The sequence below is a fragment of the Hymenobacter sp. NBH84 genome (genome assembly GCF_014217645.1).
Lineage (GTDB): Bacteria > Bacteroidota > Bacteroidia > Cytophagales > Hymenobacteraceae > Hymenobacter > Hymenobacter profundi.
In genome coordinates this window covers 1,701,156-1,719,645 of sequence record NZ_CP043644.1, presented here as the reverse complement: position 1 = coordinate 1,719,645, position 18,490 = coordinate 1,701,156, and the positions used below count along the sequence as shown (strand labels likewise).

Below are 18,490 nucleotides of genomic sequence, written 5' to 3'. Positions count from 1 at the left end.
AACAGATTCCTCGCCGTGCGCGGAATGGCAAGTATACTTTTGTCAATCTTTGCACTTTCAACCGGCCGGTGCTTGCGGGCTGGGCGTCTAATAAAACCACGGCCCCAAGTTCCCCAAGTCCCTAAGACCCTACCCCTCTATGCTCCGTATCCCCGTTCTCGTTCGCGGCATCAACAACCTATCCGACGCCCGCTACTGCGCCGGCATGGGCGCCGACGGCCTCATCTTCACCCTCGACCCTACCCTGCCTGATGCCGTGACGCCTACCCTCATGGGTGAGCTGGCCGGTTGGGTGGCCGGCGTGAAGCTGCTGGGCGAGTTCGACGCGCAGCCGGTATCAGAGATTAATCGGCTGGTGGAGGAATGTGGCCTTCAGGAAGTGTTGCTACGACAGCTACCTACCACGCCACTTTCGGTAGCCTCTTTGCTGACTGTGAACCTCGCCGATACCATCAGCAACGCCCAGCGCGAGGAAATGGCGCAGCAATACACCTCCGTTTTCCCGGCTGGTTTTGGGGTAGTCGTCACGCTCGATTCGACTCACCTAGACATTACCACTCAGCAGGCGCTGGCAGAAGCCGCCGCCCGTTTCCCGCTATGGCTCAACGGTGCTATTACCCCCAACAACGTGCTTTCCCTACTCGATACCGTGCAGCCGGCCGGCTTCATCCTCTCCGGCGGCGACGAAATCAAGCCCGGCCTGCGCGATTTTACGGAGTTGGAAGCAGTGTTTGAGGCGTTAGAAGAGTAGAGAGAGGAAAGAGTAAAAAGTCGTTTGTCATCCTGCGCTTGCGAAGGACCTTCTCACGTCAGCATGAGTCGTTGTTACGCCTGTCGTTCTGCCATGATAAGGTCCTTCGCTGCGCTCAGGATGACAGACTGTTTCTATTCACAACCTCAATAATCCCTATTCTCTCAACTCAGCGTAAACTGTACGTACTTAATCGGCACGCCCAACGTGCGGTATTTGCGTTCGAAGGTTGTCTGGATGTCCTCGGCGTGGGGTAGCAGCTCGGGCGTGGCGTAGAGGTCTTTGGTGTGCGCCAGAATGGTAGCGCCGGGGCGTTCTTGCAGTACCTCCAGCGTATAATCGAACAGTCCTTCGTTGTCGGTTTTGAGGTGGATGAGGCCGCCGGGCTGTAAGGTTTGCTGGTACAAATCAAGGAAGCGCGGTGAGGTGAGACGACGCTTGATATCCCGGTCGCGGGGGCGCGGGTCGGGGAAGGTAATCCAGATTTCGGCCAACTCGCCGGGCGCGAAGTGCGTGAGCAGATCGTGGGCGCGGGTGCGCACGAAGCCCACATTCGTGAGACCCAACGCCTCGGCACGAGTACTCCCCCGCCAAATTCGGTCACCCTTGATGTCGAGGCCCAGGAAATTGCGTTCGGGGTAGCGCTCGGCCAGCCCTACCGTGTACTCGCCCTTGCCGCAGCCTACCTCTAAGGTAATGGGATGGTTATTCTGAAAAAAAGCCTCGTGCCAACGCCCGCCCAATTGCTGATACGTGTCCTTACCCGGTTCTACAATATCCGGACGGTTAGCATTTTCCGCAAAGCGGATTAATTTGATTCGACTCACGGAGTGGTGAAATGGTGCGATTGAGAATGGTAACCCGTCTGTCATCCTGCGCTTGCGAAGAACCTCTCACGGTAGAACGACAGGCGTAACAACGACTCGTTCTAACCTGATAAGGTCCTTCGCAAGCGCAGGATGACAGCGAAAAAAGTATTAAAGCTCGTCTACCTCGGCCACTACAAAAGTACTACCGCCGATATAGACGACGTCTTCGGCCGTGGCGGCGGCGCGGGCCGCTTGCACCGCTTCGGCCACTGTGGGGTAGGCGGCGCCGTGCAGCCCTACTTCGGCCGCCTGAGCAGCCAGCGCTTCGGCTGGCAAAGCCCGAGGGATGCTGGCCTGGCAGAAATAGTAGGTGGCCTCTGGGGGTAGCAGGCGCAGTACCGGGGACACGTCTTTATCATTAACAACACCTAGTACAAGATGCAGTTGTTGGTGCGGCAGTTGGGCCAATTGGTGCATGGTCAGGCGCAGGCCGGCTTCATTATGGGCCGTGTCGCAGATGGTGAGAGGCTGACGACTGATGATGGTCCAGCGACCAGCAAAGCCGGTGAGGCGGCTGACTTCACGCAAGCCCGTGCGCAAGGCATCTTCTGAAATCGTGAAACCCTGTTGCCGCAATTCGTCCACCGTGGCCAGCACGCCGGGCAGGTTCAGGCGCTGGTAGTCGCCCAGCAACCCTAGCTCCAACTGCGCCAGGTAGGGTGCGCCGTGGCGTTGCACGTCTACGAGCTGGGTAGCCGCATCAGACGCAACAGTTTCCACGGGTTGCAAGACTTGATATTCCTGATCAGCAAAAAGCAATGGAGCGTTTTCCGCCTGAGCTTTCTGCTCGAAAACCTCCACTACCTCCGGCTGGGTCTGGCTGATGATGGCCGGTACGCCGGGCTTAATGATGCCCGCTTTCTCGGCGGCAATCAGTGGCAGCGTGTCGCCGAGCATAGCTTGGTGGTCGTAGCTGATGTTGGTGATGAGCGAGACGAGCGGCGTAATGATGTTGGTGGAATCCAGCCGGCCACCCAGCCCTACCTCTACTACGGCAATATCTACCTGCTCCTCGGCAAAATACGAGTAGGCCAGCGCCACGCACATCTCAAAAAACGACGGCTGGATTTCCTCGAACAACGGCTGCCATCTCGCTACCCATTGCACCAGATAATCGGGCGTTAGCTCTTGTCCGTTGAGGCGGATGCGCTCCGTGAACTCGCGCAGGTGCGGCGACGTGTAGAGCCCTACCCGGTAGCCGGCCGCTTGCAACACGGCGGCCAGCATGTTGGAGCTGCTCCCCTTGCCGTTGGTGCCCGCCACGTGCACAGCCCAAAACTTTCGCTCGGGGTTGCCCATTGCCGCCGCCAGTGCTTCCGTGTTGCCGAGGCCTTTCTTGAAGCCCGCCGCCCCTACCCGCTGGTACATGGGCAGTTGCTGATAAAGATAAGCCAGGGTTTCGGTGTAGTTCATCAGAAGCGGACTAGAAGGACAACGCCGCCGACCAGAAATCCAGTCGGCGGCGTTGCAAAAGTAACAGAAAGCGGTTTTATCGCACTGTAAAGCGGAAGGTGTAATAGCCCGAGCCACCGCCCGTGGCCGAGGTAGTCCGCCGGAACTCGGCGTTTTGCAGGGCGTCGCGGCAAGCCTTTTCCTGAGCCGCCGACACGTTACCGGACACCTTCGTAATAGCATCTACCTCACCATCGGCATTCACCTTGATGCGGAAGCGCACGAAACCGGAGTTATTGTCCAGCGCCGGCGCAGTGGGGCGGTTCACAAAGGCCCAACCGCTCATTTCGAGCCCGCCCGCGCCGCCGCTGCCGGGGCTGCTGCCGCTACCACCGCTGCCGGGCTGTCCATATAGTGCCTTGGCATCGAGGGTGCCGCGTGGGTCGCCTTGGTCACCCACGCTGCCGGGCCGGTCGCCGTTGTTGTTGCCTGTGGGCGTGTTGCTGGTGCCGTTCACGCCGTTGCCGCCACCCGAGGCACTACCGCGGGGCGTGTAGAGCGTGCGGGGCTTGGGAGCTGGTTTGGGCGGCGCTTCTTCCCGTACCTCCTCGCGGGGTGGCTCGGGGGTAGGCCGGGGCGCAGCCCGCGTCACGGGCGGTACCGATACAGGACTCTCCTCGGCCTCGCTGGTTATTATCTTCTCCTGCACGGCCGGCTGGGGCGGGCTCGGCGGTGGCGTTACGGGAGCGGCCCGCGGCTGAGGCGACGGATTATTGGCGGGCGGACGGCTGTCCTCGCGGTTGCGCGAGTCGTTGGCCGTGGCTAGGCTCTGAATGTCGCCCGAACCGGCCTCATCAATACCATAGTTCAGCTCTACCCCATCGCCACCAAAGGTCAGGGGCGGATCGGGCTCCCGAAATACAGTAAATACAAACACCGCGGCCAGCAGTCCGTGAATAATCACGGCTCCCAGGAGGGCCTCGCGGCGGTGCTCTTCGCGGTGGGTTGCCATAGAGTGACTGAGTGATTGAGTGGCTAAGTGAATTTTGCTGTTCGACGCACAGTCAAACAAAAAACCCTCTTCGTAAATGCAGCACCTAAGCAGCTAGATGGCCGAGCAACAAAGCGAGAACTCACTCAGTCACTCAGCCGCTCTGTCACTTTTGGGCCTGCGTGGCCATGACCATTTTGATTTTCAGGCGGTTGCCGATTTCCAATACGTCTACCAGCTTCTGCACGTTCAGGCCGGAATCGACGCGCAACACGACGGTGGTGTTTTCCTGGCCCTGCACGCGGCTACCTAATTCCTGCTCCAGGGTAGCAGCCGTTACGGGCTGGCGGTCAATGAAGTACTCCCCGTTGGCATTCACCGATACATTGATGGTCTGCTTCATGACGGCCTTACCCGAGCGGGCATTGGGCAGCATGAGCTTAATCACGTTTGGGTTCACCATCGTACTCACAATCAGGAAAAACAACATCAAAAAGAACATGATGTCGTTCATCGAGCTGGTCTCGACGTGCGAAGAAAGCTTTCGGCGACGGGTGAGATTCATCTTCTTGAGCTGTTAGCTTTTGGCTGATAGCTGTTAGCTTTTCTCGAACGTCAAGCTAATAGCCAACAGCCATCAACTAACAGCTAACAAACTTTTAGTTGTCCTGTAGAATATCCATGAACTCCACGGCGGAGTTCTCCATGCGTAGCACCAGGTTTTCGACCATGATGCTGAGCCAGTGGTAGCCAATGTGGGCAATGATACCCACGATGAGGCCGGCGGCCGAAGTCACCATCTTGGTGTACAAACCACCCGAAATCTGCGCGATGCCGAAGTCACCGGTGGTGGAGATGGAGTAGAAAATCTTGATTACGCCGATAATCGTACCCACGAAACCGAGCATGGGCGCAATACCAGCAATGATGCCCAGCACGCCAATACCTTTTTCGAGGCGGGCTACTTCAATTTTGCCTACGTTTTCTACGCTGGCCTCAATCTCCTGTAAGGGTAGGCCAATGCGGCGAATACCCTTCTCAATCATACGGGCTAGCGGTGAGGGCGTTTGCGCGCACAGCATTTTAGCTCCCTGCAAGTCGCCGCGCACCATCAGGCTCTTGATGCTACCCATGAAGCCGCCGGGAATAGTCGCTGCCCGCCGAATCGTGATATACCGCTCGATCATGATATAAATCGAAACGAACGAAAGCAGAAAGATTGGCACCATAATCCAGCCGCCCTTTAGAATCAGGTCGAGCAGGGAGAGGTCGGTGGTATCGGCAACGGGAACGTTGGTAGCTGCGGCGGCAGAGTCAGCGGCTACGGTGGCGGCAGTGGTAATCTGCAGCAGGAATGCACTCATGCTAGACTAGTAAGGGAGAACCCAGGGGGAGGAACTGGAATACTTTTTCAGCTGCGCTAAGTGCGCGGTGGCTGTTGGCTTGTCGGTGAAGTTTCCTACTGACACGCGGTAGTAGCGGCTGGTTGCGGAAGGCAGAATAATTTGCGCGTCTTGTCCTTGCTTGCTTAGCTGCGTCAGGCGCTGCTGAGCTTTCGGCAGGGAGTTGAAAACGTCGGCAATAACGTAGAAACGGCCCGTGCGGCTTTTAATTGTAGTCTCAACTTTGGCAGCTGGTGCCACGGTAGGAGCCACAGCTTTGGTGGTTGCTACCACTGCGGGTTTGGCAACGGCTACCGGAGTTGATTTTTTAGCCGGAGCAGCGGGTACAGGCGCAGCTTTTTTAGCGGCGGGCGCCGCTACCGTGGGCGCCGGGGCAGGCGTGGCTACTTCGGTTCCCCACGTAGCGGCAGTAGCTGGGTCTTCCGCAGCTACGGGGGTAGCAGCCTCAACGGGCGCTTCTGCTACCGTCGACCACTCCGTATTATCGGGGCGTGGCGACAAGGTAGCCTGCTGGCGCATGGGCCGCACCGAAGCCGGCGCCGATACTTCCGATTGCGCCGGTGCACCACTATTGAATCGTAGCGCGTCGGGCAGAAAATCAAGATTGAGGATATACAGGTACTGCGCTGACAGCGCCAGCCCTACCACCACTGCCACGGCTGCTGACTGCCACAGGCGCCGAGCCCGGCGTCCGGCGGCCAACTGCGGCACGGCGGGCTGCCGTTCGCGGGCCAGTAGCGCATCCGTAGCGCGCACCGGCCGCGACACTAGCTCTGGCAGGCCGTAGCTGGCGGGCAGCAGGTTTTGGGAGCCCGTGTATTCAAAATCCAGCCCACGACCCGCCGCTTGCCGGAACACGCCGATACCGGGCAGCTCGGCGCGTTGCTGATTCTCCAGATCGGTGCGCAGGCGCGCTACGGCATCCTGCACCAGCTGGCGGGCATGCCCGGCGCTTACACCCAGGGCGCGACTCAGCGCATCGACCAGCAACCCATCGTTGCGAGTCAACGACTGATTGAAGGCCACACGCTTGGTAGGCGGCGCCAAGGTATGGCGCACCGGATGAATCTGCGCTGGGGCGTAGTCGGCAATCAACCCACCAAAATCAGGAATAATAACGCAATCGTGGTGTTGAAGCAGGGTGCGAATATGGTCGGAAAGCTGCACGGGCAGGAAGGTCAGAGGGTAACAGAAAACGACAAGATATTGGTCAGGCGCTAAAAATCGAAAACCTTTCCGGTCTTGCTACCCCACTGTAGCACAATGGGGTAGCAAGACCGGAAAGGTCCTACATGGAATAGCAATGCAACGCAAAATCAGGCATTAACACAGTGAGCGGTTAAAAATCATACGTAACACCTGCCAAAACGTTAATTCCTTTCACTGGGTAGTTCAGGAAGTACTGGTATTGGCGGTTGAGCAAATTATTGCCCATGGCAAAGATTGACAGATTTTCCGAGAATCGGTAATCAGCCTTCAGGTTCAGGTCTATTACGGAGCTGGTAGGCAGTACTACCCGCTCGCGCACAGTGCCGGCCGGCGTGAGCACTGGGCGGTAGCCCGTGCCGTAGCTAGAGCTATACGTATACAGCTCGGCACCCACGCGCAGCTTCTCGCTGGCGTTGTAGCTGCCGAAGATGCTGGTCTGAAACTTGGGCCGATGGAAGGCTTCGGCCAGGGTTTTGGTGTTGTAGCCGTTGTAGTCGGCCTTCAGGCCCAGCCGGAACTTCTCGCCGGCGTTGTACAGCGCCTCGGCGTGCACCTGCAACAGCTGAGTTGATTTCTCGTCATATACCAAGTCAAACTTGGTGGTGTCGCGAGCGTTGTTGTTGTAGAAATACAGGTTCTGGTCGTTGGAAACCGTCACTTTGGCGTTCAGCTCCAGGTTGCGGGCGGGCGTAGAATTGAAGCCCACGTAGAGGGTAGGACCGCGACGGGTGTCGGCCACGCGCTGGTTCTTCGCCAGCCAGGGGTTTTCGGTGGTCAGGTCGTAGAGCGTGACGCGCTGCAAGGCGCCGCCCAAGCCTGCATACACCAGAAACTTATCTTCCGTAACAGTGTAGCCCACGCGCACAGCGGGGTAAATTTTGAACTGGTTTCGGTCGTTGATGGTGTCGCCGGTGTACCCCAGGTTAGCGCCCACGGATATGGCCAGACGGTTCAATAGTAACTCGTAGCTGGGCGCAATCTGCACAAACGGCCGGCTCACAGTGCCAATAGAATCCTGCTGCGAGATGAACGACAGGTCGCCATTCACCACCACGCGTCCCTTTTCGGCTAAGGAATACGCTGATTTGAAGCCGATATTAAAGTTGCTTTCGCGGGCCTCAAACTGGTCTTTCCAATAGTTGAACCCTACCCCCAGATCATACTGAAAAGGAGCATCGGCGGAGCGGTTGCGCACGTACACCTTAGCCGCGGCGCGGTAGAACACCTGCTTCAGCGCGTCGGGGTCGTCGGGCAGGTCGGGCACGTTGCGGTTGTAGCCGTAGAAGTTGTACCGTTCGCGGCCCACATCCAGCTTGGCGCCCAGCGCCACCGGGCCGTTATAAATCTCCCCGTTCAGGCCCAGTCGGGTCTGGCTCTGGCGGGAATTCTGCTTGTCAATCGGGCCGCGCGACGAAGATAGGTGACTGAAATCCAGGCCATAGCTGGCGCGGTCGTCGCGGGTGTTGTGCAGGTAAGCTTTGCCGTAGACGGTGCCGTAGTTGCCCAGGCCGGCTTTCACATAGTTGCCCGTGAGCGGCAGCAAGTCTTCCTGCCGGATGGTGAGCACCCGCACCGCGGGGTTCAGCCGGTCGGTGGGTAGACGAAAATCGGGGTAGTTATAGGTAGTGGAAGCCGCTTGCTTGGCGGGCGGCTCGATAGCTACTTTTTCATAGTTGCGGGCCGCTTCGGGCAACTGGTTCACGCGCTCCTTCACAATCTCCACTTCGGCCTCTTCAATCTTGCCGCCGGGCTTTTTCTGGGCCTGGGCAGCAAGCGGCGCAGTAGTCAGCGCAGCCAAGGCCAGGTAGGTATAGTAGGTAGTTCGTTTCATGGAATGATTGTGCTGGCGTGGGACCTCACCCCCCGGCCCCCTCTCCTCGGGGAGAGGGGGAGCCAGACGACGGGGTAGGCGATTTTTGTTTGTTAAAGAATACTTGATAGCGAAAATCAGTTGTCATCCTGAGCCTATGAAGGACCTTCCCACACAGGAACGAGTCGTTGTTGCGCTTCGACCTTGCGTAAAAAGGTCCTTCATAAGCTCAAGATGACAGCTGATTTTCGCTACTATCCGAACCTACTGCGGCGTGGCCGTGGAGTCGGGTGGCGCGGTGGTAGGCGTGAGGTTACTGCGGACAGGTGCCGACTGACGAGTAGCAGGTTTCTTAGTGGTAGGCGCGGGTGCGGCGGCAGGTGCGGCTGGCGTCGTGCTGCTACCCTCGGCCGGCAGTGCGGCCAGGCGCTGCTTGGCACCTTCAATAATCTCGGCTAGCGGGAAGTTGTTGTCGATGATGGAGTTGAGCGTGGCGCGCGCCTGGAATGTGTCGCCTTGCGCGGCGTAGATATCGGCAATCAGCAGAAAGCCTCTACCCTGCCACGTCTCGAAAGCCGAGCCGTTGGTTTTGTAGGCGGCGTCCAGGGCGTCATCATATTTCTTCTGCTCAAATAGAATCTGCGCCACAGCATACTGCGCTTCGGCCGCGTTTTCGTCGGTGCCAGCGGCAGCTTTGTTCAGCTCCGTAATGGCCTGCTCGAGGTTGCCGGCTTTGTAGCTGGCCTTGCCCAGGTAGAGCGGGGCCGCGCCGGCCGCACTCAACGACGCGCCACTCTGCGCAATCAGCTCCTGGGCCACACGGCGGGTATTGTCATAGTCGCCGCTTTCGTAGTAGCTCTTCATCAGCCCTACCCCGGCGTTGGCCACTTCACGCTTGTTAGTGCTGGACTCGCGCAGGCGCTGGAAGTACTTGATGGCTTCGGGATAGTTCTTGTTGGCGTACTCCAGATCGGCCACGCGGCTCACGGCGCGGTTCACGTACTCGCTCTTGTTTTCCTCTACCACCGCTTTCAGGCGGGGCAGTGCCTCGCCTGGCTTGTTGGTTTGCAGGTAGGAATCGGCCAGGTAGTAGCGGCCGTTAGCGGCCAGGGCGTTATCGGGATACTGCTTGAGGTAGCTTTCCAGGCGCGGAATGGCCTGGGCGTATTTCTCGGCCAGGTACAGCGACTTGGCCGCTTCAAACTCCACGCTCACGGCGGCGTTGCTCTGTGGGTTCTGCTGCTTGAACTGCGCCAGAGACTTATCGAACTCCTCCGTGCGACCCAGCGTCGTGAGGCTTTCCTGCAAGCTATACAGGGCACTATTAGCGGCCTGCGTGCCGGGGTATTGGTTCAGTACCTGCTGGAAATCAGCCACGGCCTTGTCGTGCTGCTCTAGGTTGGCGTAGGCCACACCGCGCTTTTGTAACGCCTGCGGGGCCAACGCGCTATTGGGGCGGGCGCGCAGCAAACGCGAAAAGCCATCCACAGCAGCTTGGAAATTGGCACCTTGAAAATCCAGCTCCGCCTGCTGGTACACGGCTTGCTCAGCGTAGCGCGAGTTGGGGTTGGTTTTCAGCAATGTGCTGAGCGTGCCGGCAGCCTCGTCGCGGCGGCCCAACAGGCCCAGCACCACGCTCTTTTGGTAGTAGGCGTAGTCCTTGTCGGCAGCATTGGCTTGAATCACCTTATCGTAGTAGCTCAGTGCCTGCGGGTAGGTTTTGTCCACGTAGGCAATGTCGCCCAAACGTAAGGTTACGTCGTAGTAGTTGGGGTTGGCCGGGCGGGCGGTTTTATCGCCCAGCCACGCCGTAAACTGTGGCTTGGCGCGGGCGTAGTCCTTGGTATTATAGTAGGCATAGCCGAGGCCATAGCGGGCCTGCTGCTCAATGTCACTATCGGCACCACCGCCCGAGCGGGTGGTGCGGGCCGCCGCGGCGTAGGCCGTAATGGCCTCGGGGTACCGCTGACCCACGCTGTAAATCTCGCCCTGCAACACCTGGGCCTGGGCGCGCAGGGCGTCGTCCTGCGGGTACTTCAGCGACTTATCCAGCAACGCCAGCGCCTCCGTAAACTGGCTGTTGTTGTAGAGCGTAGCGGCTTGCAAGTACGTCACGCGCTGGTAGGTAGCCTTCAGCTTGGGGCTCAGCGAGTTCAGCTTTTCGATGTAGGCAATGGCCTTGGCATAGTCCGACGAGTTCAAGAAGCTGGTACTCAGCAAATCATCCACCACGTCGGCGTTCTTGGAGCGCGGGTACTGCTTGTCGAAGTCCTGCAACACCGTAGTCACCTCCTGCGAGTTACCCAGCTCGTAGTTGATTTGGGCGTACTTCACAGTAGCATTTTCTGCAATCTGCTTGTCGAAGGTAGCCTTGCGGGCTGCATCGAAGGCGTTAAGGGCAGGCGGCTTCTGGTTGAGCTTCAAATAGCTCAGGCCCAGGTGGTAGGCCGCGTTCTGCCCCAGCGAATCCTTGCGGGCGGCTACGGTTTTAAAGCTGTTCGCGGCATTCTTGTAATCGCCCAGCTGGTAGTTGGCGTACCCAATTTTATACTGCAAGGCCGGCTCGATGCGCTTGCGGCCGGCGGCGTATTTATCAAAGTAGGGCGCCGCCTGCTTGAAGTCCTGTTTCTGGTAGTAGGCGTCGCCCACCAGCAGCTGGATTTCGTCGGCCGACTGCGGGGGCGGCGTCTGGTTCAGGGCGGCCGCGCCGTAGCGGATCAGGCCGTCGTAGTCGCCTTCCTTGTAGTAAATCTGGCTCATCACGGCCGGCACCACGGGGCGGTAGGCGTCGTTCTGCTCGGCTACACCCAGGTCCTGACGAGCGGCGGCGTAGTCGCCAGCTTGGTAGGCCAGGTAGCCCGCGTAGTAGCTGCTGGCATAGCGGTACTGGTGGTTGCCCTGCTTGCTGCGGTCGAACAGCAATTTGGCCTTGTCGAACTCTTTTTGGGCGAAGTAGGAATAGGCCAGCTTGAACTCGGCTTCGCCCCGCTGCTCCAGCGCTAGGTTATCGGCCTCTACCCGTTGTAGGTAATCAACGGCCTTGGGGTAGTCTTTCTTAGCAAAGTAAAACTTGCCCAGCTCCAGAAACGCCGAGGCAGCCTTGGGGTGAGCCGGATTGTGAGCCGCAAAGGCCAGCATCTGGCCCTCGGCGTCGGGGTGGAGCAGGTAGAGGCCCGATACGGCGTCGTAGTACTCGGCGTCGGCGCCGCGGTCCTGCGTGAGTTGGGTGCCGGCGCGGCGCTCCGTAGCGGCCAGATAGCGGCGAAATGCCTGCTGGGCCGCGCCATATTTGGCTCTATCGAACAGCTCCAGGCCTTCCTGGTAATAGCGTTCGGTATTGGTGAAAACCTGCGTTTGCTGGGCCAGGGTAGCGGCCGGAACGGCGGCGCTGAGCGAGGCAGCCAGCGCCAGACGGGGTATAAACTTCATTACGAGGCGTTACGGAAAGGGGCGCCATCCGCCCGGAATCGGCCAAAAGTAGCGAAAATTGCCGGGCTAGGGTAGGAATTGTGCTACTTTCTAGCGGAAACGTCCCTACCCTGTGCTTTGGTATATACCTTAAGGTCCACAGGGTAGCGCTTCTTGTATTCGCTGTGTGTACCTGTCTCAACCTCAGTTATGCTCCACGGAGGAACGATACCAAGGCTACCCTCCTAGTCGTTTCTTATCCGTTAATCAAACCAAAGCCCTCTATACCATTCGCGTTATATGCGCTAGAGTGTTTTAACTTCAGATTCATAGACATTCCATATAATACAAAGGGGCTTAGGAAGCAAAACTAATTAGAGGGGCTGTTGACGAAGCAATTTAAGTAAGAGTTTGTACAGGTCTTCGTGGCGATGATTGAAGCGAAACTCGGCCTCTTTCAAGTGTAGTAAAAACGTATGGTTGGGCACGCCCTTGAAGCGTTGCAGATGGGCTTTGGCAAAGCTCCAAAATGATTCAATCCCGTTGATATGCGAGGCTCCCTGGACAAACTCGTTCTGCCCATGATGCACCCGAAAATGACGGTCGTAGCCCACGTCCACCAAGCCATCATAGCCGCGCCAGCCATCGGTGTTGACCATCGCCGTGACATCAATCTTACCCCGAATAATAGCTTGCAGGGTCTTTTTCGAGCAATCCGGGACGATTTCCGTGTATACCTGAGCCCCGCGTTTGAACAGGCCAAAGACAATGGTTTTACCCCCCGCTCCCCGGCCCCGTTTGCCGCGTACGCGCCGCGGGCCGAAGTAGCTCTCGTCCAGTTCGACGGCCCCGTCCAGGTCAGCCGGCACCGGGCTGCAAGCTAGCAGCCGGTGGCGCAGGCGCAGGTATATGTCGTTGACCGCGCGTACGCTCAGACCCGTCAGCCGGGCCGCGTCCGAAGCCGTCAAATCCAGCGCGAAAAGACGCAACAAGTAGCGAAATTTGACCTCGGAAATTTTGCTGCACTTATAATAGCGGTTAGTTTGCTGCATAACAGGAAGTTATGCCCCATTCCTCGCTTTTTGCTTCCTAAGCCCCATACATAATAAGCCTCTCGCCCCTACCTCTGTTGACTAGTTTCTCACGTTTGGCCGAGTTACAATCCACTTTCCCCGATTGAAAATCCACATTAGCCGAAAAATGACAACATCTTTAGTCCTTTATTTTTTTACATCGTTATAGTTATAATAAACAATGCATATAAGGCTTATTACAGCTTCGTTATATTGTAAAATTATATTTTTTTATCAGTATGGCTAGACTATTGCAGGCGCTTTTACCTGTCCCAATATGGTTGTGTGCTACACGCTTCCAGCTACTTTTTGGGAAGTTTTCTGTCCAGCGCTACGAGGTTATTGCAGCGCTTTATACTCATACAAGATGAATCAGGGTAGCGCCGAAGCTGAATTATATCAGCACCTCACGACGAAGACCGTCATTTTTGACTTTTTGCAGACCCAAGTACTCGATGGGCTGTGGTACCAGGATGTGCAGACCCCTACGCATGAACACGATTGGGTGAGCCCTACCTTCTGGCGCACGCTGGGTTATGAGCCCGAGCAGGTACCTGCTGGCCCTACCCCGTGGCGGGCGACCATGCACCCCGCTGATTTGGCACTGGCCCAACTGCATCTGGAAGCCTGCCTGCAAGACCCCGATCATTCGTACGATCATCTGTTGCGGTGCACCCATCGGGATGGCTCTGTGGTGTGGTTGCGTGGCCAGGGCCTGTTGCTGCGCAATGAGCAAGGCACGCCCACACGCCTGCTGGTGGCCCTGCGCAACATCACCAAGGAAAAGCACGCGGAGGCTTATGCCGAGGAAATAGCCAACCACTACGGCCTGATTCTCAGCAATCAGTCGGTCTATATTGTGAAGACCGATACGAAGGGCGACTACACCTACGCCAACGACATCTTTTACGAGCGTTTCGGGTATGGGCAGGATATTATAGGCACTTCCTCGTTGCTCAGCATTATTGAAGAAGACCGCCAGAAATGTCTGGCTATGGTGATGCGGTGCTTCGAGGAGCCCGAGGTAGGCCACCAGGTTATTCTGCGCAAGCTCTCCTCTGATAACACCGTCAAATCGAACCACTGGGAGCTGAAAGGAACGCTCAATGAGCAGGGCCAAGTAGAGGAAATTCTGTGCGTAGGCTATGACGTGACGCTGCTGGTAGAGAACCTGCAAAAGTCTCAGCACCTGCTGGATGTAACCAGCCAACAGAATATCCGGCTGCAAAATTTCGCCTACATTATCTCCCACAACATCCGCTCGCACTCCGCCAACCTCACCTCGCTGGTGCAGCTGCTCACGGAAGCGGAAGACGAGGAGCAGCACGCCATGTTTTTGCAGATGCTCCAAACCAGCACTCAAAAGCTAGCCGAAACCATCGTCAATCTGAGCGATATCGTTGCTGTGAACAGCAACGTCAACAAGCCCAAAGAACGGCGCTTCCTGCGGGCCGAAATCGACAGAACGCTGGAAGCGTTGAGCGTGTTGATTCGTCAGCACAAGATAACGATGGACGTGCACGTGCCCGCCGACCTCGCCATTACCGTCGTTCCGGCCTACCTCGATAGTATCCTGCTCAACCTGATCAGCAACGCCGTGAAGTACCGCTCGCCACACCGGCCCGCCGTTATCCGGTTGCACACGTACCAGGAACCGGGTTTCATCGTATTGAAGGTGCAGGACAACGGCCTGGGTATTGATATGGTGAAAAACCGCGCGAAGCTATTTGGCATGTATAAAACCTTCCACGATAATGAAGATGCGCGCGGGGTAGGCTTGTTCATTACCAAAAACCAAATCGAAGCCATGCAGGGCAGCATTGCTGTGGAAAGCGAGGTGGGAGTTGGGTCTACCTTTAAAGTCTATTTCAATGAAAACGCCTAAGCTGGCTTACGTGGTAGAAGATGACCCGATTACTTCCTCCATCACCAAGCTAATTCTGCGGAAGTCACTGGCCTGTGAGAAGGTGCAAACGTATGCCAACGGTCAGCGGGCCTTTGACCATCTATCTGCGGCGCTTCACAACGGCGCTGATCTGCCCGATCTGATTGTGCTGGACCTGAATATGCCCCTGATGGATGGCTGGGAGTTTTTAGACGCCTTCTCTGGTCTGCCCCTACCCACGAGCGTGTGCGTGTTCATCCTGACCTCCTCCATCCATCCTGATGACATCACGAAAGCGGCGCACTACAAGGAAGTGCACGGCTATTTCTCGAAGCCGCTGGACGACCACAATGTGGAGCGCATGCAGCGGCTATTTCAGACATGCGGCGAGTAACTGCGGCTGATGTTTCGATTCCTCGTCTCTTCCGCTCTCTTTTTCCTACCCTTCCTCTTCCTCACTCGCTATGTCGGTTCGTCACTACCCTGTTTTAGGTGATTACCTGGCGGCCAACCGCCATGCCGCCGCCGAATACGATGACGTAGAGCTGGAGTTGGTAGAAGGTGCCCTCCCCCCGGAGCTGGTAGGCACCCTACTGCGCAATGGCAACGGCCGCTTCGAGCACCACGGCGTGCCCTACGAGCATTTGTTTGACGGCGATGGCATGGTGGCGCGCTTTCATTTTGACGGGCAGCGCGTGCACTACCGCAACCGCCACGTGCAAACCGCCGAGCTGGTGGCCGAAGAAAAAGCTGGGCGCATGCTCTACCGTAGCTTCGGCACCAACCTGCCCGGTGGTTTGCGGGCCAACTTCGGCAAAACGCAATTCAAGAACACCGCCAATACCAGCTTGGTAGCGCACGGCGGCCAGCTACTGGCGCTTTGGGAGGGCGGCCTCCCCCACCGCCTCGACCCCGACACTTTGGATACGTTGGGCCGCTTCGACTACGAGGGCGTGCTGCGCAATCCCTTTTCCTGGCTTGATCGACGGATTACGCCCGAGCTGCCCTTTTCGGCCCACCCCAAGGTGCACCCTACCACCGGCGTGCTGCACAATTTTGGCACGGTAGCCGGCCGGCAGCATCGGTTGGTGCTGTACGAGGTAAGCCCGGCCGGCCAGGCCCGCATAGCGCACGTGCTGCCTATGCCCGCCGCTACCTTTGCCCACGATTTTGTGCTGACGCAGAGCGGCCACCAGATTTTCTTCCTGACGCCGGTGGCCTTTGATGTGCTGCGGGCGCTTACGGGCCTGGCCTCGCCGGCAGCCTCCATCCGCGTGGGCCGCGACCAACCCACGCAGGTAGTGGTAGTAGCCCCCGATGGCCAAGTGCACCACTTAGCTACGGACTTCGGCTTTGTGTTTCACTTTGTGAATGGCTACCAGGATGCGGATGGTACGCTGGTGGCCGACGCATTGCTCCTCGAGGACTACCCCGATACGTTGAGCATCAAGGCCTACTTGACTGGCTACCTACCCGATGACCAGTTGCAGGCCCAATTCGTCCGTTTCCGCCTCGACCTCACGCGCGGCACCGTGACGCGTCAGCCGCTATCGGACCACGAAGGCGAGCTACCCGAAATCAACCCCGACCGACTGGGCCAGCCTTACCGCTACACCTGGACCATTGGCCGCCCCCCGCATCACTCGACTCCCCTACTCGACCACCTGATCAAGCTTGATGTGCAAACCGGCGAAGTCTGCTACGCCTACCAGCCGGGCGCGCTGTGCAGCGAGCCGGTGGTAGTGCCCCGGTCGGCAATGCCCGGCCACGCATCGCCGCTCGAAGACGAGGGCCACGTACTCTACCTACGTTTTGATGCTACTAGCAACCGTACGGAGTTGCTGGTGGCCGATGCTGCTACCCTGGCTACTGTAGCCCGCTTGCGGCTGCCACATCATATTCCTTTGGGGTTTCACGGCATATGGCTACCAGCGGCAGAATAGGTCTATACACATTTGCTTCTTGTATCTTTTTATTATCGATGAAATTGTATTTTTCTATCGCATTTCATATTATCCCTACACTTCAGCTTGATTATAGGAATAATATAGTTGAATTTTAGCTTGTGATTCCAGCCGTATAATTTTGCAGCATAAGTAGTATTTTATGAATAATTCTACCCCCAACGCCGGCTTAATCTACGTAATCGAGGACGATAGCACCACCGCCACTATCACCCGAATACTTCTAGAGAAGGCCCTGGTCGGAAGCCGGGTGCAGCTTTATGCCAACGGCCAGCAGGCGCTAGAGCGTTTGACCCTTGCGCGCCAAGCGGGTGCGTCTCACCTTCCCAGCCTTATCCTGCTGGATTTGAATATGCCGCTGATGGATGGTTGGGAGTTTCTGGATGCGTGCAATCACCTGACCATGGGCGAGCCAGTCTGCATTATGGTACTGACCTCCTCCATCAATCCGGAAGATCGGGCCAAAGCAGCTTGCTACCAAAACGTAGCCGGCTTCTTCAGCAAGCCACTAGATACAAGCACGATAGAGCGTATCCTGCGCCTGCGGCGGGCTGCTAGCGGGCCTACCCAGCGCACCGCCGCCACCAGCACCGAGGCCCCTCTGCACCACCTCATGTATCAGAGTCGGGCTACGGCCCCTATGGGCGATGCCGAGCTTACGCAGCTGCTTACGCAGTCGCGGGCATTCAACGCAGCCCACGACATAACCGGAATTCTCCTCTACAGCCAGGGCAACATCATCCAGTTGCTGGAAGGCCCTGAACCCAACATACGTACAGTCTTTGCCCGTATTCTGCGTGATGCTCGTCATACCAGCATCATAAAGCTGGCGGACGGCCCCATCAGAAAGCGGTTGTTTGCGCAGTGGACCATGGGATTCCGCACTGCCGCTCCCACTGACTTTGCCAACCTGCTGGGCTATATCAACCCGCAGCACACCGACCGCCTGGCCCCCGCCGACCCCGATCTACAGGAATTGCTGGTCGCTTTCGCGGCTGAGTAAGGTACTATTTCCAAAGGGGCTTAGGAAGCAAAACTAATTAGAGGGGCTGTTGACGAAGCAATTTAAGTAAGAGTTTGTACAGGTCTTCGTGGCGATGATTGAAGCGAAACTCGGCCTCTTTCAAGTGTAGTAAAAACGTATGGTTGGGCACGCCCTTGAAGCGTTGCAGATGGGCTTTGGCAAAGCTCCAAAATGATTCAATCCCGTTGATATGCGAGGCTCCCTGGACAAACTCGTTCTGCCCATGATGCACCCGAAAATGACGGTCGTAGCCCACGTCCACCAAGCCATCATAGCCGCGCCAGCCATCGGTGTTGACCATCGCCGTGACATCAATCTTACCCCGAATAATAGCTTGCAGGGTCTTTTTCGAGCAATCCGGGACGATTTCCGTGTATACCTGAGCCCCGCGTTTGAACAGGCCAAAGACAATGGTTTTACCCCCCGCTCCCCGGCCCCGTTTGCCGCGTACGCGCCGCGGGCCGAAGTAGCTCTCGTCCAGTTCGACGGCCCCGTCCAGGTCAGCCGGCACCGGGCTGCAAGCTAGCAGCCGGTGGCGCAGGCGCAGGTATATGTCGTTGACCGCGCGTACGCTCAGACCCGTCAGCCGGGCCGCGTCCGAAGCCGTCAAATCCAGCGCGAAAAGACGCAACAAGTAGCGAAATTTGACCTCGGAAATTTTGCTGCACTTATAATAGCGGTTAGTTTGCTGCATAACAGGAAGTTATGCCC

At 57.5% G+C, this 18,490-nt stretch carries 15 protein-coding genes; 5 read left to right on the top strand and 10 right to left on the bottom strand.

Annotated elements, in window-relative coordinates:
* Positions 1–139: 139 nt before the first annotated feature.
* Positions 140–751 carry a hypothetical protein gene (locus F1C16_RS07160; protein ID WP_185283648.1) on the top strand — a complete coding sequence of 204 codons (612 nt, stop codon included), beginning with the start codon at positions 140–142 and terminating at the stop codon, positions 749–751.
* Between the two features lie 164 nt (positions 752–915).
* On the opposite strand, the gene trmB is transcribed toward F1C16_RS07160, so the two are convergent.
* The 9 genes from trmB to F1C16_RS07115 all read right to left on the bottom strand — a co-directional run bounded on the left by trmB (position 916) and on the right by F1C16_RS07115 (position 12,885).
* A complete protein-coding gene (gene trmB, locus F1C16_RS07155; RefSeq protein ID WP_185283647.1) occupies positions 916–1,578 on the bottom strand; it encodes a tRNA (guanosine(46)-N7)-methyltransferase TrmB in 663 nt (220 codons plus the stop codon).
* Positions 1,579–1,728: 150 nt separating this feature from the next.
* A complete protein-coding gene (locus F1C16_RS07150) occupies positions 1,729–3,033 on the bottom strand; it encodes a folylpolyglutamate synthase/dihydrofolate synthase family protein (RefSeq protein WP_185283646.1) in 1,305 nt (434 codons plus the stop codon).
* Positions 3,034–3,109: 76 nt separating this feature from the next.
* Entirely contained in the window at positions 3,110–4,024 is a 915-nt protein-coding gene (locus F1C16_RS07145; protein WP_185283645.1) for a hypothetical protein, read from the bottom strand.
* A 145-nt stretch (positions 4,025–4,169) separates the two neighbouring features.
* Positions 4,170–4,568, bottom strand: coding sequence for a biopolymer transporter ExbD (locus F1C16_RS07140; RefSeq protein WP_185283644.1), 399 nt, complete (start codon positions 4,566–4,568; stop codon positions 4,170–4,172).
* A 94-nt stretch (positions 4,569–4,662) separates the two neighbouring features.
* Positions 4,663–5,367 carry a MotA/TolQ/ExbB proton channel family protein gene (locus F1C16_RS07135; RefSeq protein WP_185283643.1) on the bottom strand — a complete coding sequence of 235 codons (705 nt, stop codon included), beginning with the start codon at positions 5,365–5,367 and terminating at the stop codon, positions 4,663–4,665.
* 6 nt (positions 5,368–5,373) lie between these two features.
* Positions 5,374–6,573: an SPOR domain-containing protein gene (locus F1C16_RS07130; RefSeq protein ID WP_185283642.1), complete on the bottom strand. Its 1,200-nt coding sequence runs from the start codon at positions 6,571–6,573 to the stop codon at positions 5,374–5,376.
* 172 nt (positions 6,574–6,745) lie between these two features.
* Complete coding sequence (locus tag F1C16_RS07125) at positions 6,746–8,446, bottom strand: TonB-dependent receptor (RefSeq protein ID WP_185283641.1); 1,701 nt, start codon at positions 8,444–8,446, stop codon at positions 6,746–6,748.
* Between the two features lie 243 nt (positions 8,447–8,689).
* Positions 8,690–11,854: a tetratricopeptide repeat protein gene (locus tag F1C16_RS07120; protein ID WP_185283640.1), complete on the bottom strand. Its 3,165-nt coding sequence runs from the start codon at positions 11,852–11,854 to the stop codon at positions 8,690–8,692.
* A gap of 353 nt (positions 11,855–12,207) precedes the next feature.
* Complete coding sequence (locus tag F1C16_RS07115; protein ID WP_185281262.1) at positions 12,208–12,885, bottom strand: IS1595 family transposase; 678 nt, start codon at positions 12,883–12,885, stop codon at positions 12,208–12,210.
* 388 nt (positions 12,886–13,273) lie between these two features.
* On the opposite strand from F1C16_RS07115, the gene F1C16_RS07110 reads away from it, so the two are divergent.
* The 4 genes from F1C16_RS07110 (at position 13,274) to F1C16_RS07095 (ending at position 17,758) form a co-directional block, all read left to right on the top strand.
* Positions 13,274–14,791 (top strand): PAS domain-containing protein, encoded by a 1,518-nt coding sequence (locus F1C16_RS07110; RefSeq protein ID WP_185283639.1) that lies wholly within the window; start codon positions 13,274–13,276, stop codon positions 14,789–14,791.
* The gene (locus tag F1C16_RS07105) at positions 14,778–15,185 is read left to right on the top strand and encodes a response regulator (RefSeq protein ID WP_185283638.1); all 408 of its coding nucleotides are present in this window, start codon (positions 14,778–14,780) and stop codon (positions 15,183–15,185) included. The genes F1C16_RS07110 and F1C16_RS07105 overlap by 14 nt, the downstream gene beginning before the upstream one ends.
* 70 nt (positions 15,186–15,255) lie before the next feature.
* The gene (locus F1C16_RS07100; RefSeq protein ID WP_185283637.1) at positions 15,256–16,734 is read left to right on the top strand and encodes a carotenoid oxygenase family protein; all 1,479 of its coding nucleotides are present in this window, start codon (positions 15,256–15,258) and stop codon (positions 16,732–16,734) included.
* A gap of 163 nt (positions 16,735–16,897) precedes the next feature.
* Positions 16,898–17,758, top strand: a complete 861-nt coding sequence (locus F1C16_RS07095; RefSeq protein ID WP_185283636.1) for a BLUF domain-containing protein — start codon at positions 16,898–16,900, stop codon at positions 17,756–17,758.
* A 37-nt stretch (positions 17,759–17,795) separates the two neighbouring features.
* Here the strand turns inward: F1C16_RS07095 and F1C16_RS07090 are convergent, their stop codons facing one another.
* Positions 17,796–18,473 (bottom strand): IS1595 family transposase, encoded by a 678-nt coding sequence (locus F1C16_RS07090; protein ID WP_185281262.1) that lies wholly within the window; start codon positions 18,471–18,473, stop codon positions 17,796–17,798.
* Positions 18,474–18,490 lie beyond the last annotated feature (17 nt).

Coding starts and splice junctions, on each gene's coding strand:
- F1C16_RS07120 (WP_185283640.1), bottom strand. CDS start 11,854: ATGAAGTTTATACCCCGTCTGGCGCTGGCTGCCTCGCTCAGCGCCGCC.
- F1C16_RS07150 (WP_185283646.1), bottom strand. CDS start 3,033: ATGAACTACACCGAAACCCTGGCTTATCTTTATCAGCAACTGCCCATG.
- F1C16_RS07140 (WP_185283644.1), bottom strand. CDS start 4,568: ATGAATCTCACCCGTCGCCGAAAGCTTTCTTCGCACGTCGAGACCAGC.
- F1C16_RS07100 (WP_185283637.1), top strand. CDS start 15,256: ATGTCGGTTCGTCACTACCCTGTTTTAGGTGATTACCTGGCGGCCAAC.
- F1C16_RS07115 (WP_185281262.1), bottom strand. CDS start 12,885: ATGCAGCAAACTAACCGCTATTATAAGTGCAGCAAAATTTCCGAGGTC.
- F1C16_RS07145 (WP_185283645.1), bottom strand. CDS start 4,024: ATGGCAACCCACCGCGAAGAGCACCGCCGCGAGGCCCTCCTGGGAGCC.
- F1C16_RS07125 (WP_185283641.1), bottom strand. CDS start 8,446: ATGAAACGAACTACCTACTATACCTACCTGGCCTTGGCTGCGCTGACT.
- F1C16_RS07110 (WP_185283639.1), top strand. CDS start 13,274: ATGAATCAGGGTAGCGCCGAAGCTGAATTATATCAGCACCTCACGACG.
- F1C16_RS07160 (WP_185283648.1), top strand. CDS start 140: ATGCTCCGTATCCCCGTTCTCGTTCGCGGCATCAACAACCTATCCGAC.
- F1C16_RS07135 (WP_185283643.1), bottom strand. CDS start 5,367: ATGAGTGCATTCCTGCTGCAGATTACCACTGCCGCCACCGTAGCCGCT.
- F1C16_RS07105 (WP_185283638.1), top strand. CDS start 14,778: ATGAAAACGCCTAAGCTGGCTTACGTGGTAGAAGATGACCCGATTACT.
- F1C16_RS07095 (WP_185283636.1), top strand. CDS start 16,898: ATGAATAATTCTACCCCCAACGCCGGCTTAATCTACGTAATCGAGGAC.
- F1C16_RS07090 (WP_185281262.1), bottom strand. CDS start 18,473: ATGCAGCAAACTAACCGCTATTATAAGTGCAGCAAAATTTCCGAGGTC.